Below are 20,451 nucleotides of genomic sequence, written 5' to 3' on the forward strand. Positions count from 1 at the left end.
CTACCCTTACGTGAGGAAATACTGGCACGGACTGGCGGCCCGGCCAGGTGGGTTGGCAGATGACTGTACGTCGCATGGTCGGGCCGGTCTGTTCGCCAGATCCGCTCTTTCCGCCCAGTTGACCCTGAGGTGCCTCCCGCCCCGGGTACCCGGCGCGGCTCGGCGCCGCGCCGGGGAAGCCTGGGCACCGGAGTCGTCGGCGTCACCTCCGTGGACTCCTCGTCGGAACCGCCCCCGCGGCGTTCCGGCTCGGTTCCTCGTGTTCGTCCACCCGCCCGGCGTGCCCGGTCGCGCACGGCGACCGCCCGGCCCGCCCGCCGGTGGCCGGCCCCGGGCGGCCGGAGGTTTCCCGTAGGCTGACCATGGTGGCGTCGGGGGCGCCGCCGGCTGGGTGGCTCGGTATGGGCATACCCATGGGACCGTGCCGGCCCCGCGTCGGCCCGCTGGCCCAGGCGCCGGCCGGAGCCCAGCCGCCCCCGTCACCCCGCCGCGCGCCGGCATGGGCTCTGGCCCGCCAGACGTTGCAGTGCGAGACGTTGTAGTGCGAGACCGCGCGTCCGCGCGCGTACCGACATCCGCCGTCCGGCGGCCGCCGCCGGACATGGGAGAGGCCCGGGACGGATCCCATGACCCTCGCGCCGCTGCTCGACGCTCTCACCGCCCGGCCGGGCGGTGAGCCGGCCCTCCTGCGCGTCCAGGACGCCCTCGCCGTGGGCCAGCCCGCCGCGGGCCAGGAGGCTGGCGGATCGGCCAGGCCCGCCCGGGAGGTTCTCGACCTGTCCGGGCCGCCAGGGCTGCGCCCGTTCGCGGCGGCCACCCTCGCCCGCGCCGGGCGCCCGGTGCTGGCGGTGACCGCGACCGGGCGGGAGGCCGACGACCTCGCCGAGGCCCTGGGCAGCCTGCTCGGGCCGGACGTCGTCGCCGTCTACCCCAGCTGGGAGACGCTCCCGCACGAGCGGCTCTCACCACGCGCCGACACGGTGGGGCGCCGGCTGGCCGTGCTGCGCCGGCTCGTCCACCCCGACCTGACGACCGGCCCCGGCGGCCGCGCGGCCGCCGGGCCGCTGTCGGTCGTCGTCGCCCCGGTCCGGGCGGTGCTGCAGCCGCAGGTCGCCGGCCTCGGCGACCTGGAGCCGGTGCTGCTGCGCGAGGGCGACACCGCCGACCTGGACGAGGTCGCCCGGCGGCTGGTCCAGATGGCCTACCACCGGGTCGACCTGGTCGAGCGGCGCGGCGAGATCGCCGTGCGCGGCGGCATTCTGGACGTCTTCCCGCCGACCGAGGAGCACCCGCTGCGGGTGGAGTTCTTCGGCGACGAGGTGGAGGACATCCGGCCGTTCTCGGTGGCCGACCAGCGCGCTCTCCAGGCCGCCGTGGAGCCCGGCCAGCCGGCGCCCACGGGCGGGCACACACTGTTCGCCCCGCCCTGCCGCGAGCTGCTGCTCACCCCGGACGTGCGCGCGCGGGCGGCGGCGCTCGCCGAGGAGCACCCGGATCTGGTCGAGATGCTCGACAAGATCGCTTCCGGCGTGCCGGTGGAGGGGATGGAGGCCCTGGCCCCGGTCCTCGTCGACGACCTGGTCCTGCTGTTCGACGAGCTGCCGCCCGACACCCAGGTGCTCCTGTGCGACCCGGAGCGGGTCCGCGCCCGCGCCACCGAGCTGGTCCGTACCAGCCAGGAGTTCCTGGCGGCCTCCTGGAGCTCGGCCGCGCTCGGCTCGGACACCCCGATCGACCTGGGCTCGGCGGCCTACCGGTCGCTCGCCGACGTACGGGCGCGCGCCGCCGAGCTGGGCCTGCCCTGGTGGACCGTCAGCCAGTTCGGTCCGGTCCCCGGAACCGGCCCTGACGGCGCCGGCCCCGACGACGAGGACGCCCTCGCCCTCGACGTCGCCGACGAGGCGGTCGCGACCAGCCTGCGCCCGCCGCCCGTCTACCACGGCGACACCGCCCGCATGCTCGCCGACGTCAAGGGCTGGCTGAACGACTCGTGGCGGGTGCTGCTGGTCACCGCCGGCCACGGGCCCGCGCAGCGCCTCGTCGAGCTGCTGCGCGAGGCCGACCTCGGCGCCCGCCTCGCCGACGACGCCGAGCTCGCGCCCGCGGTGGTCACCGTGACCCAGGGGCAGCTGGTCACCGGGTTCACCAGCGACCTGCTGCGCCTGGCCGTGCTCACGGAGACCGACCTCGCCGGCGCCCGCGGCGTCACCACCAAGGACATGCGCCGGATGCCCAGCCGGCGGCGCAAGGGCATCGACCCGCTGGCCCTGGCCGCCGGCGACCTGGTCGTGCACGAGGCGCACGGCGTCGGCCGGTACGTCGAGATGGTGACCCGCACGGTCGCCGGCGCGAAGCGCGAGTACCTCGTGCTCGAGTACGCCAAGGGCGACCGGCTCTACGTCCCGACCGACCAGCTCGAGCAGGTCACCCGCTACGTCGGCGGCGACGCGCCGACGCTCGACCGGATCGGCGGCGCCGACTGGGCGAAGCGCAAGAGCCGGGCCCGCAAGGCGGTCAAGGAGATCGCCGGCGAGCTGATCCGGCTCTACAGCGCCCGGATGGCCGCGCCGGGGTACGCGTTCGCCGCCGACAACCCCTGGCAGCGCGAGCTGGAGGACGCCTTCCCCTTCCGCGAGACGCCCGACCAGCTCTCCGCGATCGACGAGGTCAAGCGGGACATGGAGCGGCCGGTCCCGATGGACCGGGTGATCTGCGGCGACGTCGGCTACGGCAAGACCGAGATCGCGGTACGGGCCGCGTTCAAGGCGGTGCAGGACGGCAAGCAGGTCGCCGTGCTCGTCCCGACCACGCTGCTCGTCCAGCAGCACTACCAGACCTTCTCGGAGCGCTACGCCGCCTTCCCGGTGATCGTGAAGGCCATGAGCCGGTTCAACAGCGCCACCGAGCAGAAGGCCACGCTCGCGGGCCTGGCCGACGGCTCGGTCGACGTCGTCCTCGGCACCCACCGCCTGCTGTCGGGCGAGACGAAGTTCAAGGACCTGGGGCTCGTGATCGTCGACGAGGAGCAGCGCTTCGGCGTCGAGCACAAGGAGTACCTGAAGAAGATGCGGACGGCGGTGGACGTGCTGACCATGAGCGCGACCCCGATCCCGCGGACCCTGGAGATGTCGATCACCGGCATCCGGGAGCTGTCGACGATCGACACCCCGCCGGAGGAGCGCCACCCGGTGCTCACCTCGGTCAGCCCCTACGACGCCCGCCAGGTGGCCGCGGCGATCCGGCGCGAGCTGCTGCGCGAGGGCCAGGTCTTCTACATCCACAACCGGGTCGAGTCGATCGACAGAGCCGCCGCCCGGCTGCGCGAGCTGATCCCCGAGGCACGGATCGCCACCGCCCACGGCCAGATGAACGAGGACGCCCTCGAGAAGGTGATGGTCTCCTTCTGGGAGAAGAGGTTCGACGTCCTGGTCTGCACGACCATCGTCGAGAGCGGCCTGGACATCTCGAACGCCAACACGCTGATCGTCGAGCGGGCCGACGTCTTCGGTCTTTCCCAGCTGCACCAGCTGCGGGGCCGGGTGGGCCGCGGCCGGGAGCGGGCCTACGCCTACTTCCTCTACCCGCCGGACAGGCCGCTGACCGAGACCGCGCACGACCGGCTCGCCACCATCGCGCTGAACACCGACCTGGGCGCCGGCATGGCGGTGGCGATGAAGGACCTGGAGATCCGCGGCGCCGGGAACCTGCTCGGCGGCGAGCAGTCCGGGCACATCGCCGCGGTCGGCTTCGACCTGTACGTGCGGATGGTCGGCGAGGCGGTCGCCGACTTCAAGGGCCAGGCGCCCGAGGAGCTGCCCGAGGTCAAGGTCGAGCTCCCGGTCGACGCGAGCCTGCCGCACGACTACGTCGCCAGCGAGCGGCTGCGCCTGGACGCGTACCGGCGGCTGGCCGCCGCCGGGAGCGAGGCCGACCTCGCCGAGGTCCGCGCGGAGCTGCTCGACCGGTTCGGCCCGCTCCCGGAGCCGGTGGAGAACCTGTTCGCGGTGGCGTCGCTGCGGGTGCTCGCCCGCGGCTACGGCCTGTCCGAGATCACGCTCGCCGGCCGCCAGATCCGCTTCGCCCAGCTGGAGCTGCGCGAGAGCCAGACCCTGCGGCTGCAGCGCCTCTACAAGGGAGCCGTCGCCAAGCCCACCGCGCGCACGGTGCTGGTCCCGGCGCCCACCCAGACAGGCAGGATCGGCTCCCCGCCGCTGCGCGACCGCGCCCTGCTCGCCTGGGCGGCTGACCTGCTCGCCGCCATCGTCGGCGACGACATCGCCGCGGCCGCGAACGCGGCCTCGCCAAGGCGGTGACCAGGGGATTCGCCCGCGGGCGCTGACGGCGCGCGCCGCCGGCCGCGCCGTCAGTGACGACGGTGCCGCGGTTAGTTGCCTCACACCTTCGGGGCCGGCCCACGGCCGGTCACGCTGCCCGGCAAGGCCTGGTAAGTGGATCGTTGGTGAATGCCGCGGCATTGGGGGGAGGTCGGCTGCCTCACCCCAGGTGGGGAAGCTAACGTTGCCTCCGTGAAGTTTCCCCGCCTGGTGATCGCCGCGCTTGCGCTGCTCGCGTTGGCCGCGACCGCATGTACGAGTCACGCCGGTGCCGCCGCCCAGGTCGCCGACACGACGATCGACACGGCCACCGTGCGCGGCATGGTGGACCGCGGCATGGCCTCCTACGAGGCATACGCCGCGAAGAACCCGGAGGCGGTCGCGCAGCAGAACCCGGTCACCCGGGAGGACGTGCAGCTGCGCGCGCTGAACTTCCTGGTCCAGCTCAAGATCGAGGAGGCGGAGGCGCGCCGGCTGGGCGTCACCCTCTCGCCCCAGGAGCTCGACGCCTACTACCAGGCGTACGCCGTGTTCGAGACCGGCGGTGTCGCCGCGCTGGAGGAGGCCGCCGCCGCGGTCGGGTACGCGCCGAAGGACCTCCACGACGTGGTCGTGCGCCGGTTCGCGCTCGACGAGAAGCTCGCGGACAAGACCTCGCCCGAGCTGGTCGCCACCGACGCGGACATCCGGAGCTACTACGACTCCAAGCTGACCGAGCTCGGCGTCGACTCGCTACCGCTCAGCTACGAGCAGGCGCGGCCCTTCCTGTCTCGTCACCTGATGAACGACCAGCGGCTGGCGAAGCTGGCGCCGGAGCTGGTCAAGGCGGCCAACCGGGAAGGCGTGTCCGTCAGCCCGCGGTTCGGGGTGTGGAGCGCGGACGACCTGGTGGTGCTGGCGGCCGACGGCTCGATCGCGACCACGCCGACGCCGATGCCCGAGCTGAACCTGTCGTGACCGGGCCTGGGCCTCGGGTCACGCTGCTCGAGACCAGCGCCCGGGTCGCCCCGGGGCTGCTGACCGCCGAGGCCTGGGACCTGGTGCGCCGGGTGCCCGTCCGCTGCGCCGACGGGGAGCACCCGCTGCTCGCCCCGCTGCGCGCGGCGGGCGTCGAGCCGAGACCGCTGCCGACGCCCGCCGGCGCGGCGGACGGGGACGCCGCGACGTCGCCCGCGCCCTCGCCGGTGGACCCGGCGGCGTCTCTGGTGACCCAGCTGCGCGCCGAGGCCGTGGACGCCGGCGCGGACGAGATCGTCTGGCTGCTGGACCCCGTCGGCGGCTGGCCCGGCCCGCGGGCGTCGCTGGACGGCGGCCTGCGCGCGTTCGCCGCCACCCGGGGCGCCGCGGAGCACGCGCGGATCCTGGCGGGGACCCACGACGTGGCGGGCAGCTCCCTGCTGGACGCGGTCGCCGTGATGGACCGGCTGCGCTCGCCCGGGGGCTGCCCGTGGGACGCCGAACAGACCCACGCCTCGCTCGCGCCGTACCTGCTGGAGGAGGCGTACGAGGCCTACCAGGCGATCGAGGACGTTGCGCCGGCGGAGCTGCGCGAGGAACTCGGCGACGTGCTCATGCAGGTCGTGTTCCACGCCCGGGTCGCGCAGGAGGCGACGGACGGCCCGGTCGGGGAGGGCGGGAGCCGGTTCGACGTGGACGAGGTCGCCGCCGGGCTGGTGAACAAGCTGGTCCGCCGCCACCCGCACGTGTTCGGCGACGTGGCCGTCGCCGGCGCGGACGAGGTGCTCACCAACTGGGACGCCATCAAGGCGGCGGAGAAGGGCCGGCGGTCGGTCACCGAGGGGGTGCCGCTCTCCCAGCCGGCCCTCGCGCTCGCCCTCAAGCTGCAGAAGCGGGCTGACAAGATCGGCGTCCCGGCGGACCGGGTGCTCCCGGAGGGCGCCGACGCCCCGGCCGGCGCCGTCGCGGCCGCGCTCGCCGGCGAGCTGGACGAGCCCGGCATCGGTGACCTGCTGTTCGCCGCCGTGGCGCTGGCCGCCGCGGCCGGCGTCGACCCGGAGGTGGCGCTGCGCGCCAGGGCCCGCGCCTTCCGCGACGGCCTTGCCGCCGCGGAGGAGTCCGCGCGGGCCGACGGCGTCGACCCCGCCAGCCAGGACGCCACCGCCTGGCGGGCCCGCTGGCCGCGTTCCTGACCCGCTCCCTCGGGATCCCGGGCGCCTCGGGATCGGAGGCCCCGGACGAGGTCCGCCAGCACCGCGCGCCGGCCACGCGAGCCCGCGCAGCCGGCTGATCGTGATGATTGTCGCCGCGTTGGGCTTGCGGTGTCGGGTTTCGTCATTTTCAGCGCGGTCATAGCCTTTGTGGCCATGGACACGTCGCCTCGGCACGCGCTCGCCGAGATCCGCGCACTGGCCGCCCGCCGCAACGCCCCCCTGATCCTCGAGCTGGACCTGACGGTCGACCCGGTCGAGGGGGCCGCCGACGACCCGTTGGCGGCCCGGCTCGGCCGGCGACGACAGTCGTTGCGCGAGATCGTCGACGGCCTGCGCCGGGCCGCGCTCGACCCCCGGACCCGGGTGCTCGTCGCGCACGTCGCGAGTTGCGGGATGCCGATCGCCCGGGCGCAGGAGATCCGCGAGGCCGTCGCCGACCTGCGGGCGGCCGGGAAGTTCGCGATCGCCTACGCGGACACCTTCGGCGAGTTCGGCGGGGGCACGGTGCCGTACTACCTGGCCTGCGCGTTCGACCAGATCTGGCTCGCGCCGCCCGGTGACCTCGGGCTGACCGGCGTGGTCAGCCACACCCCGTTCCTGCGGGACGCGCTCGACCGGCTGGGCGTGAAGGCGGAGCTCGGCGCCCGGCACGAGTACAAGAACGCCGTCAACACGTTCGTCGAACGCGGCTTCACGTCCGCCCACCTGGAGGCCACCACCCGGGTGGTCGAGTCGTGCGCCGACGAGATCGTCGCCGGCATCGCCGCCGGCCGGCGGCTGCCCGCCGACCGGGTACGCCTGCTCGTGGACGCCGGGCCGCTGGCCGCCGCGGCGGCGCTGCGGGCCGGGCTGGTCGACCGGCTCGGCTACCGCGACGAGGTCTACGAGGCGGCGCGCCGGCGCGCTCGCGGTGACGCGGCGTCGACTCCCGCCGCCGGCCCCGAGGTCCCCGTTCCGGCCGCGGCCGCGGCACCCGTCGTCCCAACGGCGTCCGTCCCAACGGTGTCTGTCTCGACGGCGTCGGTTCCAGGGGCCGCCCCAGCGCCGTCCGTCCCGACGGCGTCCGCCGCCCGGGCCGCGGCCCCCGAGCCCGGCCGCCTGGCCCCCGGCCGTGCCGAGCCGGCCGCGAGCGAGTGGACGGAGGCCGCGAGCCCGACGACGGCCGCCATCGCGATGACCGCCCTGACTGGCGCGGGTACGCCGGCCGGCGCCGACGCGGCTGGTGCCGAGCCCGCTGGTGCCGAGGCCGCTGGTGCCGAGGCCGCCGGCGTCGAGCCTGCCGGCGTCGAGCCTGCCGGCGTCGAGGTCGTCGGTGCCGAGGCCGCCGGCGGGGCCGTCGTGGGCGGCTCGTCCGTCGGCGCTGAGAAGACGGCTCCTGATCCGGGGACCTCCCGGATCGGCGAGGCTGACCCGGGAGGAACCCCCGCGCCGGTTCCGATGTACCTGGGCGCGTACCGCCGCTCGGCCGAGCGGCGCGAGGCGTCGCCGCTGCGGCGGGCGGCCCGCTCGTCCGGCGCCACGGTCGGCTCCCTGCTGGGCCAGGACCGGCGGGCCGGCCGGCGCCGGCCGCCGGCCGCCCAGGACGCCGGCTCCGCGGCGGCCGTCGGCCTGGACCCGGTGTCGGTGCCGCCCGACAAGGAGTCAGCTGACCCGGCCGTCGCGCTGATCCACGGCACCGGCCCGGTGATCCAGCGCCGGGTCGGCCCGTCGGTTGGCGGGCCGGTGCTGTCCGCCGACGCGGTGTGCGCGGCGTTCCGGGCGGCGGCGAAGGACCCGGACGTCATGGCGGCGGTCTTCCGGGTGGACAGTCCCGGCGGCTCGTATGTCGCCTCCGACCTGGTGCGCCGCGAGGTGGAGCGGTTCCGGGCGACGGGCCGGCCGGTCGTCGTCTCGATGGGCGCGGTCGCGGCATCCGGCGGGTACTTCGTCGCGCTCGCCGCCGACACGATCGTCGCCAACCCGTCGACCCTGACCGGCTCGATCGGGGTCTACGGCGGCAAACAGGTGATCAGCGGCCTGCTCGAGAAGCTCGGCGTGGCGATCGGCGAGGTCGCCCAGGGCGAGCACGCGCTGATGATGTCCGCGCGCCGGCCGTTCAGCCCCGGCGAGCGGTCGAAGCTCGACGAGTTCCTCGACCGGGTCTACAGCGACTTCGTCGGCAAGGTCGCGAACGCGCGCGCGATGACCCTGGAACAGGCGCGGGAGCTGGCCCGCGGCCGGGTGTGGACCGGCGCCGACGCGCACCGGCGCGGCCTGGTCGACGAGCTCGGCGGGCTGGACCGGGCGCTGCGGCTGGCCTGGGCAGCGACCGGGCTGCCCGGCGCCCGCCCGCCGCGGGTGCGGCTCGTGCCGCGTCGTTCGCTGGTCGACCAGGTCCGCCCCGCCCGGTCGAGCGAGGACCGCGCGGCGGCGGTGGGATACGGCGACCTGTCCGGCGGCGCCGGCGGCCTGGGCACCGCGCTGGCGGAGGCCGTCGCCGTGGTGGCCGGCGCGCTGGCGGGGCGGCCCGGTGGCGCCGCCGCTGGCGCCGGCGGGCTCGGCGCGGCCGGCGACGCGGCGGCGGTCGCCGTCGCGCTGGAGGCGCTCGCGGGCGGCTGGGCCGGCGTCCTGTCCGGCGGCCATGCCGGCGGGTGGGGGCCGCTGGCCGGGCTCGCGGCCCGCGCGGGACTGCCGGCCGCCGGTCCGCTCCTGATGCCGCCGATCGGCCCGATCGGTTAGGGCGCTTCCCGCGGGTCCCGGCGCGGATCGCCGCCCGCCCGCGCCGGGCTCCGCCCGCCGGCCCCCGCCCGCCGCCGGCCGGGATCTTCGGGATGCCCGAGGTCAGCCGCTTCGCCGGCGGCCCGGCCGCCGCGCGCGTGGGCCGCGCTCGGCCGCTCGTGTGGCCGAGCCCACCCGTGTCAGGGCAGCGGGCGGCGCGGGAGTCGGCGTGTGGCCGGCACCCGCGCGCCGGCACGGCGGTAGTCTCACCCCGGCCGGATTAGTCCGGACCTTGTCGCTTGCCCCCCTGCACACCAACGGAGGAATCCGTGCCGTCCATCGAGGTTGTAGCGGCCCGCGAGATCCTCGACTCGCGTGGTAACCCCACGGTCGAGGTCGAGGTCATCCTGGACGACGGTTCCCAGGGCCGCGCCGCGGTGCCCAGCGGGGCGAGCACCGGCGCGTTCGAGGCGGTCGAGCTGCGCGACGGTGATGCCCGGTACGGCGGCAAGGGCGTGCTCAAGGCCGTCGCGGCCGTCAACGACCGGATCGGCCCGGCCCTGGCCGACCAGGGCGTCGACGCGACCGACCAGCGGATCGTCGACGAGCTGCTGCTCGAGCTGGACGGCACCCCTGGCAAGTCGTCGCTCGGCGCCAACGCCATCCTCGGCGTCAGCCTCGCCGTGGCGAAGGCTGCGGCGGACTCCAGCAACCTGCCGCTGTTCCGCTACGTCGGCGGCCCGAACGCGCACCTGCTGCCGGTGCCGATGATGAACATCCTCAACGGCGGCGCGCACGCGGACACCAACGTCGACATCCAGGAGTTCATGGTCGCGCCGATCGGCGCGAGCACGTTCGCCGAGTCGCTGCGCTGGGGCGCCGAGATCTACCACTCGCTCAAGAGCGTGCTCAAGGCCAGGGGCCTGGCGACCGGCGTCGGCGACGAGGGTGGCTTCGCCCCCAGCCTGCCGACCAACCGGGAGGCCCTCGACCTGATCGCCGAGGCGATCCAGAAGGCCGGCTTCACCGTCGGGGACGACATCGCGCTGGCGCTCGACGTGGCGTCGACCGAGTTCTACGAGAGCGGCGCGTACCGGTTCGAGGGCGTGAACAAGAGCGCCGAGGAGCTGATCGGCTACTACGCCGAGCTGGTCGCGGCCTACCCGATCGTCTCGATCGAGGACCCGCTGGCTGAGGACGACTGGGAAGGCTGGGCGGCCATCACCCGCGAGATCGGCGACAAGGTCCAGCTCGTGGGCGACGACCTGTTCGTCACCAACCCGGAGCGGCTCGCCCGCGGCATCGCCGCGAAGACCGCCAACGCGCTGCTGGTCAAGGTGAACCAGATCGGCACGCTCACCGAGACGCTGGACGCCGTGGACCTGGCGCACCGCTCCGGCTACAAGACGATGATGTCGCACCGGTCGGGCGAGACCGAGGACACCACGATCGCCGACCTCGCCGTCGCGGTGGGCAGCGGCCAGATCAAGACCGGCGCGCCGGCCCGGAGCGAGCGGGTGGCCAAGTACAACCAGCTGCTGCGGATCGAGGAGCTGCTCGACTCGGCGGCGCGCTACGCCGGCGCGGGCGCCTTCCCGCGGCGAGCCGTCGCGACTGGCTGACCGGCATGGCGCGCCTGCCCCGGCGGACCACGCTCACCACCCGGGCCACCCTGCTCGCCGTGGTGATCTGCGTGCTCGTGCTGACGCTCGCGTATCCGCTGCGGCTCTACCTGCGCCAGCAGGCCGAGATCGCGGCGCTGCGCAAGCAGAACGCGGCGAGCCAGGCGCGCGTGGACGCGCTGCGCGCCGGGGTGGCGAAGTACGACGACGACGCGTGGGTCGAGGACGAGGCGCGGCGCCGCCTGCACTACATCCGGCCCGGGGAGAAGACCTACCTGATGCCCGTGACGCCGTCGGCGACCCCGCCGGCGCCGGGCGGGCATGGCCGGTCCAACCCCGACGACGCGTGGTACAGCCAGCTGTGGTCCCAGACCGCGCCGTGAGCGCGGCCGGGAAGGGTGGACACGGCGGCGTGCTCCCCGGCGAGGGCGTGCTCTCCAGCGACCGCGCGGTCTCCAGCGACCGCGTGGTCTCCTGCGACGCCGACGCGTCCGGCGAGCTCGCCGCGGATCTGGCGGTGGTCGAGCGCCAGCTGAGGCGGCGGCCGAGGGCGGTGCTCCGGGTGGCGCACCGCTGCTCGTGCGGGCTGCCCGACGTCCTCGAGACGGCGCCGCGGCTGGAGGACGGCACGCCGTTCCCGACGCTGTACTACCTGACCTGCCCGCGGGCGAACGCGGCGGTCTCGCGGCTGGAGGCCTCCGGGCTGATGCGGGAGATGACCGCCCGGCTGGCCGAGGACAGCGAGCTCGCCGCCGCCTACCGCGCCGCCCACGCGGACTACCTGGCCCGTCGCGACGCGCTGGGCGCGCTGCCCGGGAACCCGGGCGCCGGCGGCATGCCGGAGCGGGTGAAGTGCCTGCACGTCCTGGTCGCGCACAGCCTGGCCGTCGGCCCGGGGGTGAACCCGTTCGGCGACGAGGCGCTGGCGGCCATCGGCGAGTGGGGCGCCCGCGGCCCCTGCGTGGCGGTCAGCGCGCCCGACGCCCCCACGCCCGACGCCCCCACGTCTGATGACCCCGCGCCCGATGACGCCGCGCCCGGCGAGCCCGCGGGCGGGGACGAGCGCCTCGGCGGCCCCTGACGGCCAGCTGTCCCGCGTCCGGACGCCCGGACGCCCCTGAAGCTCCTGAAGCCAGATGCCGCCCCGTCGGCTCGGGACCGACGACCGAAGGGAGCGCGAGCGATGAGCCGCGTCGCCGCCATCGACTGTGGTACCAACTCGATCCGGCTGCTGGTCGCCGACGTCGACGTGGCCGGGGACGCGCCCCGGCTCGCCGAGCTGACCCGTCGGATGGAGATCGTGCGGCTGGGCGCCGGGGTGGACCGCACCGGCGAGCTCGCCCCCGAGGCGCTGGAGCGCACCTTCGCCGCGCTGCGTGGCTACGCCGCCGAGATCGAGCGGCTCGGCGCGGGCCGGGTCCGCATGGTCGCCACCAGCGCGACCCGGGACGCCCGTAACCGTGCCGAGCTGGTCGAGGGCGTGCGCGCGATCCTCGGCGTGGACCCCGAGGTGATCAGTGGCGACGAGGAGGCGGCGCTGTCCTACGCCGGCGCGGCCGCCGAGCTCCCCGGCGCGGCGAAGCCGATCCTGGTCGCCGACATCGGCGGCGGCTCCACCGAGCTCGTGCTCGGTGACGCCTCGGGTGTGCTGGCCGCCCGGTCGGTCAACGTCGGCTGCGTCCGGATGGCCGAGCGCCACTTCCGCACGGATCCTCCTGAGCCGGCCGAGGCGGCCGCCATCGTCGCCGACGTGCACGCCGCGCTCGACCTGGCCGAGCAGGTGGTGCCGCTGCGCGAGGCGGCGACGCTGGTCGGCGTCGCGGGAACCGTCACCACCGTCGCGGCGCTGGCCGCCGGGCTGCCCGAGTACGACAGCGACCGGATCCACCTGATGACGACCTCCGCCGGCGACGTCGCCGACGTGACCGGGAAGCTGCTGGCGATGACGCACGCCGAACGCGCGGCGCTGCCGGTGATGCACCCCGGGCGGGTCGACGTCATCGCGGCCGGCGCCCTGGTGCTGCGGACCCTCGTCGAGCGGGTCGGCCTGCCAACGGTCGTGGCCAGCGAGCGCGACATCCTCGACGGCATCGCCTTCTCGCTCGGCGATCGCGCCCGCTGACGGAGGCGGCCGGTGAGGCCTGAGGGACGAGAGCCCGTGCCGCCGGGGACGGGGTGGCCGGGGGATCCGGCGACGGCGGCGACGCCGGTGGCGCTGGGGCCGGCGGACGTCGAGCGGCTGGCGCGCGACGCCGCGGACGCCGTCGGGCTCGACGCCCGCGCGTCGGTCTGCCGGGCCTGCCCGCGGCTGGTCGAGTGGCGGGAGGAGGTCGCCAGGGTCCGGCGGGCCGCGTACGCCGACCAGCGTTACTGGGGCCGGCCGATGCCGTCGTTCGGTCCGGCGGACGCGCGCGTGCTGCTCGTCGGGCTCGCGCCGGCGGCGCACGGCGGCAACCGCACCGGCCGGATCTTCACCGGCGACCGCAGCGGGGACTGGCTGTTCGCCGCGCTGCACCGGGTGGGCCTGGCCGAGCTGCCGACCTCGACGTCGGCCGGTGACGGCCAGCGGATGCTGGGCACGCGCGTCCTGGCCGCGGTGCGGTGCGCCCCGCCGGCCAACAAGCCGACTCCTCAGGAACGGGACGCCTGCCGGCCCTGGCTGGTTCGCGAGCTCGAACTGCTGCGCCCGACGCTGCGCGCCATCGTCGTGCTCGGCGGCTTCGCCTGGCAGGCGCTCTGGCCAACGCTCGCGGCCGCCGGCTTCCCGCCGCCCGCCCGCCGGCCGGTGTTCGGCCACGGCGCCCGGGTCGAGTCACCGGGCGGTGGGCCGCTGGTGCTCGGCTGCTATCACCCGAGCCAGCAGAACACCTTCACCGGCCGGGTCACCGCCGCGATGCTCGAGGAGGTCCTGGCCGCCGCGGCCCGGCACGCGGGCCTTCTCCCGCCGTCGCCGGCCGGGTCCTGACCTGGGTCACGGGTCCTCCTGACCTGGTCACCGGGTCCTGGACTGGGCACCGGGTCCTGGACCGGTCCGCCGGGGCTGGGTCTCCTTCGCCGGCGCTGGATCTCGATCGGCCGCCGGCCGTGCGCACGCCCCGCCGTCGCCTGGCCGGCGCCCGGCCCGCCAGGCGGCGACGGAAGATTCCGGCTGACCGGGCCGGAATACCTCGGATCGGGTGTCTTTTGAGCCGTGTCGGCATGGCGTGGCCGAAATCACCGCTGTCGGCTGCGTCATAGTGGCTTACGCCATATGTCATATTCGTGTCCCACGTCACTTCTGAGTGCCCTATGGATCTCCTTCGGCCTGGGTGCGGGCCCCTGGGCGACCGGCGGCGGCCGGCGTACGGGGAGTCGCCGTGGGTACCGCTTTCCCATGGGATTTGGTCGGGCACCCCGCATCCTCGTCGTCGGTGGCGGTTACGTCGGGATGTACACAGCCCTGCGGCTGCAGCGTCGGCTGCGCCGGGGTGAGGCGACGATCACCGTCGTCGAGCCGAACTCCTACATGACGTACCAGCCGTTCCTGCCGGAGGCGGCCGCCGGCAACCTCGAACCACGTCACGTGGTGGTGCCGCTGCGCAAGGTTCTGCGCCGGTGCCAGGTGGTCAGTGGACGGGTGACCATGGTCGCGCACGCAAGTCGTAAGGCCACGGTGCGTACCGTCGGCGGCGACGAGTACGACCTCGACTACGACATCCTCGTGATGGCCCCCGGGTCGGTCGCCCGGACGCTGCCGATCCCGGGCCTCGGCGAGCTCGGCGTCGGTTTCAAGTCGGTGGCCGAGGCGATTTACCTGAGAAACAAGGTGATAAACCGGATGGACGCCGCGGCGTCCACCGCGGACCCGGTCGAGCGGGTCCGTGCCCTTACTTTCGTGTTCATTGGCGGTGGATACGCGGGAATCGAGGCGCTCGCGGAACTCGAGGACATGTCCCGTTACGCGTGCTCCTATTATCCGCGCATTGTTCCGGCCGACCTGCGGTGGGTCCTCGTCGAGGCGACGAACAGAATTCTTCCCGAGGTGTCGCCGGCCATGGGGCTTTACACGGTGAAGCAGCTCGAGCATCGCGGGATCGAGGTCCGGCTGGGAACCAGGGTCACCAGCCTCACCGGCGGTCACGTCAGGCTGGACGACGGCACCGAGTTCGACGCCGACACGATCGTCTGGACGGCCGGCGTGCGCGCCAACCCGGTGCTCGGCCGCACCGACCTGCCGCTCGACGACCGAGGACGGCTGCGGGCCACCCCCTTCCTCCAGGTGGACGGGGTCGCCGACGCCTGGACCGCCGGCGACTGCGCCGCCGTGCCCGACCTGACCGGCCCGGACGGCGCCACCACCAGCCCGTCGGCGCAGCACGCCGTCCGGCAGGCGCGCAGGCTCGCCGACAACCTGGTCGCCCACCTGCGCGGCCATCCGATCGAGCCGTACGCGCACAAGTACGCGGGCAGCGTGGCCTCTCTCGGCTTCCACCGCGGCGTGGCCGACGTCTATGGCGTCAAGCTGCGGGGATGGCCGGCGTGGCTGATGCACCGCACCTACCACCTCAGCCGCCTGCCGACCTTCAACCGCAAGGCGCGGGTGATGGCCGACTGGACGCTGTCGCTGTTCTTCGAGCGCGAGATCGTCTCCCTCGGCTCGTTCGCCGACCCGCGAGCCGAGTTCCGCCGCGCGACCGCCGCGCCCGCGCCGACGGGCGCGGCCGCTCCTGAGCCGGCCAGGGTGAGCGCCGCCGGCCGGGCCAGCGTCGTCGGCCATCGAGGGAACGGGCCGGTCGGACCCGTCTGAAGGGCGTCCGGCCCGGCCCGTCGGGGGGTGGGCCGGGCCGGCCGGGCGAGGGAGAAGATCCCGGAAGGTCGGGGCATATCCCCACCGGGAAGGTGGCCGAAGTCGGTGACCAGCCTGTGGTGATCACGCGACGTCCTATGACGGTCTGCCACGGCCTGTCCGCGCGTTGTTTACCCGAACGTCACGAAGGGTGACGACTGCCCGCTCCGCCCGACGTCCGGATGATTTCTCCACGTTGTGTTATTCCCAGAACGTACGTAGCGTGGTAGAAATATCAGCGATGTAGACGAGCCGGTGTATCCCAACAGGTAGAGGAGGCTGTCCTAAAAACAGCTCGAGTGTCGGTTCGACTCCGACCACCGGCACGCATCGGGGCCATCCTGTTCGCTCACCTTTGGTGGGCTCCCGGCCTCCCGCGTTATGTTGCTCCGGGACCGAGCCCCGGACCCCGCGCCAGGGGGCTTCGCCCCCCTGGCCCTCGAGGGCGCGATCCGTTCTCTCCGCGGGTTCTTCGAGTTGGCTTCAACGGTTCTCGTTGGTCACGCCAGGGATTCGGCCTGGCGCTCATGATGTTCCGCGCGCCAGGCCACCGGACCCATGTCGGCGGGCTTCGCCCTCTTGAACCCTGAGAGCGTGACCACCGTTCTCCTCGAACCTTCGGCTGGGGTGGCGGTCCTCATCGGGTCTGAGGGCTCGGCGCCTTCGGCGGCTTCGGCGCGCCGTCTGGCCCTGCCTCGTCGCCGGGCCTGTGATGTTCGGCGGCGGGGTGACTGGCGGCGTGTGACGATTTGTAGGAGCCGGGTCGCCGTCGGTATTTGCTTGTTTCGGGCGGTCTCCGCTCCCGATGAGCCGCGCTTTCGAGGGTCGCTTTCCGCGCCACTTTTGTTGCTCTGGGTGCTCAGGCCGGGCGGCTGTGGTGAAACGGTGCGTGACCGGGTGGCCGCTTCGTCGCCGGGCCGGCCGACCGGCCGCCCGGGGCGGCGGCGGACGCCGGCGTGATCGCGGCGGCAGCGGGTGAGCGGACGCGGGAAGGCGCGGCGGAACCGGGGTGGAACCCGGGGTCGCGTGTTGGCGTTTATCGTTTGCGGTAGGTGCTGGACGACGCGGGCGGCAGGGAGCCGACCGGGTGGACAGTGCGAAGGGGAGCCACGATCCGAATGGCCAGGATCCAATCAACCAACCCGGTGTTCACGCGGATGCGATCGGCGGCGCCGCGGCGTGACGAGGCGACCTGGCCGCCGTCCGCGCAGGGCGCGCCGCCCGGGTATGGCCAGCCCGGGTACGGCCAGCCGGGCTTCGGGCAGCCGCCGGACTCGTGGAGCCCGGCGAACCGGCAGCCCGGCCTGACCATCGACGACGTCGTCGTCCACACCCTCGGGCTGTTCGGCATCGCGGGAGTCGGCGGGGCGGCCGGATGGCTGCTGCTGCCGAGCTCGCCCGGGCTCGTCCTGGGCGCCGGCATCGCGGCCCTCCTGCTGAGCCTGTTCATCGGCTTCACCGGCCGGATCAACCCGCCACTGGTGATCGTGTTCGCGGTGCTCGCGGGCATCGGCGCGGGCGGCGCCTCCCGGCAGTACGAGTCGCTCTACTCGGGGATCATCGCGCAGGCGCTTCTCGGCACCGCCGTGATCTTCGTGACGATGCTGATCGCCTATCGCAGCCGGCGCATCAGGGCGACGCCGCGGATGGCCCGGGTCGTCGGCGGGGTGCTGCTCACGGTCATCGCCCTCACCCTGGTCGACCTGGTCCTGCGCCTTACCAGCGCCGGCCAGCTGCCGGTGATGAACGACGCGACGCCGCTCGGCATCCTGTTCAGCGTCGTGGTATTGATCTTCGCCAGCCTGCAGTTCATCCTCGACTTCGACTACATCGAGCAGGCGATCGCGGCCAGGGCGCCTCGGGCGGAGGCCTGGCGAGCCGCATACGGCCTGCTCGTCGGCTTCCTCTGGGTCTACCTGGAGATGCTGCGTCTCCTGTCCAAGCTGCGCCGCTAGGCCGGCGCAAGGGGCATGCGCCGATGGGCGCCCCGAGCGCCCATCGGCGCCGCCTGAGGGCTGGCGCTGGTGGTCAGCCTGAGCGGGAGGGGCCCGCGGACTCGATGGTCACCCGGATCAGGCAGCGCTGGTCGCGGACCATCGCGGCGCGGTAGTCGTCCCAGTCCGGGTGTTCGCCGGAGATACCGCGGTAGTAGGCGATTAGGCCGTCCATAGCGGCCGGAAGCTCGACGATGTCGGCTTGGCCGCTGATCTGCGCCCAGGCGCCGAAGAAGCCATCGTTGAGGACGCAAAGCTCCACCGCCGGGTCGCGCTGGATGTTGCGCACCTTGTAGGCGGTGAGCCGGCTGCTGATGATGATCAGGCCGTCGTCGGCGACGCCGACGGTGACCGGTGACAGTTGCGGCCCGCCGTCCCGGCGACGGGTCGCGAGCACGGCTCGATGGTTCTCCCGGACGAACTCGCGTGCGGCATCGGCATCCATGTCGCCATTCTCGCGCGGTGGTCCCCGTGATCCCGCGGGCCAGCAGGTCGTTGACGAGTCCTCGGGTAGTCGGCCTCGACGAGATCTTTGGCGGTCATGTGCGTGAACGTCAGACGAAGCCGTGGCGATCGGGGATGGTTGCGATCGCTGGCCGGAATCAGGGCGGTGGTGGAACGACGACCCACAGGCCGAGGCTCGGCCGGGCGCCCGGGCGAGTCACCGGGAGACCCGGGTTCACCGGGGAACCGGGCTTACCGGGAGATCGCGCTCACCGGGGGTCGTGCCGGTGCGCGGGAGCGGGGCGGTTCCCGGCATTGAGCCGGGCGGGCCGTCGAGGCCGTCAGCGCGTCGGCCTCGACAGCCCGCGACGGCGGCTCGGTCAGACCCGGATCGCGCGACGGCGCAGGTCGGACTCGTGGACGAGGGCGGCGGCGTAGCGGTGCGGGATGTTGTACTCGTCGCGCAGCCAGTTGACGCGCTCCGGGAACCGCAGCAGGCCTGGGCCATCCTCGATACGCGCGAGCCAGTGGGATAGATCGTGGCCGGTGACCTTGGGAAGGCGCTCGATGAGAATCTGGTGAGTCTGCTGGGTCTGGACGGAGCGGTACTGAGACATGCGCGCCTCCTGAGCTGAACCAGTCGTCAACGGACCATGAATGGAGGGTGCATCACGCCGCACGGGAGGGCAAGACCCAGAGCCGTCCTCGTCAGGTAACCTGCCCGGATGTCGGAATCGGTCCCCGGTCTGACCCGCGAGATCAACCGTCTGCTCCACCGGCTCCGGAGCTGGAGCGGGCCGGCCTGGGGGGTCAGCACCGCCGCCGGACCGAACCGCGCCGAAAGGACCACGGTGTTGGCTCACGAGCTGGCCCGGCTGGGCCACGCGGCCGGCTCGGGCGCTCCCGACGGCGCCCTCCCGCCGCCGCTCGCCCCGCATGGCCTCGCCGACCAGGTCGCCGTCCTCGCCGACGAACTGGTCGGCCTGCTGGCGGCCGGCGATCTCGCTCCAGCCCGGCGGGCGGCGTTGTTGGCCGAGGCCCAGGGGGCGGTGACCGCCGCGCGGGCCGACCTCGACGGCCCAGGATTCGGCTTCGGCGGGCCCAGCCGCTAACTGGGACGGTTCGTCACCCGGCCTGCCTGGGTATCGGTGACTCGAGGCTGAAGTCGGCCGCGAGCGCGGCGAGGATGGGCGCGGCGGCTAGTCGGGCGCCGTCCAGGGTGAGGTGCACGCCGTCGCGGGTTCTCGCCTGGACGGTGTGGCCGGCGGGATCGCGCAGGTAGTCGCTGTAGCGCCCGTGATCCGACAGCGCGGGCGCGAGGTCGAGGAACCGGGCTCCCGGCACCTGGCGCGCCGCGTCCGCGACGGCGCCGTTGAGCTGGCGGAAGAATCCGTCGAGCCGGTCGGAGCGGGCCGGAGGCAGGCTGGTCCAGTACACCCGGCGCGTGCCGCCGTCGGTCCAGATCCGCAGCAGGACGAGGGCCCGCCTGCGGTACTCGTCGAGCCAGCCGGCCGACCCCGCCGGCAGGACCGCGCCGGCCGGCAGGGTGATGCCCTGGCCGTCGTTGGCCCCGAGGGCGACCACGACGGCCTCCGGATCCTCCTGGTCGAGCTGGTCGTGGGCGTGGCTCGCCCAGTCGAAGAAGTCCGGCCTCACCAGGCCGGTGCCGAACCGGGTGTCGGTCGTGGCGCGCACCGTCCGCGGCGCCGTGTTGACGATCCTCGGGCCGAGGGACTCGGTGAGCGAGTCACCGGTGACCAGGACCCGCAGCGGATCGCCCGCGGTCGGGATCCGGGGCGGGACCGGCGCCGGCGCTGTCGGCGCGCCACCGGAGATGGTCCCGCCAGGACCGGAGCCGGTCGCCGACGCCTCACGGCTCGCGGCCGTCGCGAGCTCGGAGTGGCTGTCCGCGCGGTCGTGCCCGAACAGCGCGGCGAGCCGCTCGCCCGGCCGGTCCAGGCCCAGCGGGCGGGTGACCCGGTCGAGCGGGCGGGCCACCGCCAGGACCGTGTCCCTCGTCCGGCCGGGCGGCATCCCCTCCCCGGCGTGCACCGCGGCGGGCGTCCGCAGCAGAGCGAGGACACCCAGCGACAACGTGACCAGCGCGAACGCGCGCCGGGCCGAGACCACCCCGGCGTGGCCGGGTGAGCGGTCGTCCGCCGGTGGTGTCCGGGGCGACGGGACCGGCCGGGTGTCCTGCCCCGGCCGCGCCGCGTGGGCGTCGGTGGTCGTCGCCAGATCGCCGCCCGGCCTGGCTGGCGCCCCGTCCGCCTGCGTCTCCACGGACCACGAGCCTGCCACGCCCATACGCATCGTCTGCATCAACGACACGAAGAGTTATTTGACTTGTCGATCTAGTAGTGC

At 74.3% G+C, this 20,451-nt stretch carries 15 protein-coding genes and 1 tRNA gene; 13 read left to right on the top strand and 3 right to left on the bottom strand.

What is annotated here, in order from left to right; translation table 11 throughout:
• Window positions 1-626 precede the first annotated feature (626 nt).
• The 12 genes from mfd to I6A81_RS20530 all read left to right on the top strand — a co-directional run bounded on the left by mfd (window position 627) and on the right by I6A81_RS20530 (window position 17,604).
• A complete protein-coding gene (gene mfd / locus I6A81_RS20475; protein ID WP_203005441.1) occupies window positions 627-4,313 on the top strand; it encodes a transcription-repair coupling factor in 3,687 nt (1,228 codons plus the stop codon).
• A gap of 213 nt (window positions 4,314-4,526) precedes the next feature.
• Complete coding sequence (locus I6A81_RS20480) at window positions 4,527-5,291, top strand: SurA N-terminal domain-containing protein (protein ID WP_203005442.1); 765 nt, start codon at window positions 4,527-4,529, stop codon at window positions 5,289-5,291.
• On the top strand, window positions 5,288-6,484 hold the full coding sequence (locus I6A81_RS20485; RefSeq protein WP_203005443.1) for a MazG family protein: 1,197 nt from the start codon (window positions 5,288-5,290) through the stop codon (window positions 6,482-6,484). Before I6A81_RS20480 ends, I6A81_RS20485 begins: the two co-directional genes overlap by 4 nt.
• Window positions 6,485-6,658: 174 nt before the next feature.
• Complete coding sequence (gene sppA / locus I6A81_RS20490; protein WP_203010275.1) at window positions 6,659-9,223, top strand: signal peptide peptidase SppA; 2,565 nt, start codon at window positions 6,659-6,661, stop codon at window positions 9,221-9,223.
• A 308-nt stretch (window positions 9,224-9,531) separates the two neighbouring features.
• Entirely contained in the window at window positions 9,532-10,824 is a 1,293-nt protein-coding gene (gene eno / locus I6A81_RS20495; protein ID WP_203006703.1) for a phosphopyruvate hydratase, read from the top strand.
• Window positions 10,825-10,829: 5 nt separating this feature from the next.
• Window positions 10,830-11,207: an FtsB family cell division protein gene (locus I6A81_RS20500; RefSeq protein WP_203006702.1), complete on the top strand. Its 378-nt coding sequence runs from the start codon at window positions 10,830-10,832 to the stop codon at window positions 11,205-11,207.
• Window positions 11,208-11,290: 83 nt separating this feature from the next.
• Window positions 11,291-11,905: a DUF501 domain-containing protein gene (locus I6A81_RS20505; protein WP_203006706.1), complete on the top strand. Its 615-nt coding sequence runs from the start codon at window positions 11,291-11,293 to the stop codon at window positions 11,903-11,905.
• A 102-nt stretch (window positions 11,906-12,007) separates the two neighbouring features.
• The gene (locus tag I6A81_RS20510) at window positions 12,008-12,946 is read left to right on the top strand and encodes a Ppx/GppA phosphatase family protein (RefSeq protein ID WP_203006701.1); all 939 of its coding nucleotides are present in this window, start codon (window positions 12,008-12,010) and stop codon (window positions 12,944-12,946) included.
• Window positions 12,947-12,958: 12 nt separating this feature from the next.
• Window positions 12,959-13,789 (top strand): uracil-DNA glycosylase, encoded by an 831-nt coding sequence (locus I6A81_RS20515; protein ID WP_203006700.1) that lies wholly within the window; start codon window positions 12,959-12,961, stop codon window positions 13,787-13,789.
• Window positions 13,790-14,197: 408 nt separating this feature from the next.
• Window positions 14,198-15,610: an NAD(P)/FAD-dependent oxidoreductase gene (locus I6A81_RS20520; RefSeq protein WP_203006699.1), complete on the top strand. Its 1,413-nt coding sequence runs from the start codon at window positions 14,198-14,200 to the stop codon at window positions 15,608-15,610.
• Window positions 15,611-15,900: 290 nt separating this feature from the next.
• A tRNA-Leu gene (locus I6A81_RS20525) sits at window positions 15,901-15,975 on the top strand.
• 792 nt (window positions 15,976-16,767) lie between these two features.
• A complete protein-coding gene (locus I6A81_RS20530) occupies window positions 16,768-17,604 on the top strand; it encodes a Bax inhibitor-1/YccA family protein (RefSeq protein ID WP_203006698.1) in 837 nt (278 codons plus the stop codon).
• A gap of 73 nt (window positions 17,605-17,677) precedes the next feature.
• Here I6A81_RS20530 and I6A81_RS20535 read toward each other — a convergent pair whose 3' ends face one another.
• Both I6A81_RS20535 and I6A81_RS20540 read right to left on the bottom strand, forming a co-directional pair.
• Complete coding sequence (locus I6A81_RS20535; RefSeq protein ID WP_203006697.1) at window positions 17,678-18,088, bottom strand: PPOX class F420-dependent oxidoreductase; 411 nt, start codon at window positions 18,086-18,088, stop codon at window positions 17,678-17,680.
• Window positions 18,089-18,467: 379 nt separating this feature from the next.
• Window positions 18,468-18,704, bottom strand: coding sequence for a DUF4287 domain-containing protein (locus I6A81_RS20540; protein WP_203006696.1), 237 nt, complete (start codon window positions 18,702-18,704; stop codon window positions 18,468-18,470).
• A gap of 108 nt (window positions 18,705-18,812) precedes the next feature.
• On the opposite strand from I6A81_RS20540, the gene I6A81_RS20545 reads away from it, so the two are divergent.
• Window positions 18,813-19,199, top strand: a complete 387-nt coding sequence (locus I6A81_RS20545; protein WP_203006695.1) for a hypothetical protein — start codon at window positions 18,813-18,815, stop codon at window positions 19,197-19,199.
• Window positions 19,200-19,212: 13 nt separating this feature from the next.
• Here the strand turns inward: I6A81_RS20545 and I6A81_RS20550 are convergent, their stop codons facing one another.
• The gene (locus tag I6A81_RS20550) at window positions 19,213-20,370 is read right to left on the bottom strand and encodes an SGNH/GDSL hydrolase family protein (protein WP_307874786.1); all 1,158 of its coding nucleotides are present in this window, start codon (window positions 20,368-20,370) and stop codon (window positions 19,213-19,215) included.
• Window positions 20,371-20,451 lie beyond the last annotated feature (81 nt).

This window comes from Frankia nepalensis (assembly GCF_016786325.1).
Classification (GTDB): Bacteria; Actinomycetota; Actinomycetes; order Frankiales; family Frankiaceae; genus Pseudofrankia; species Pseudofrankia nepalensis.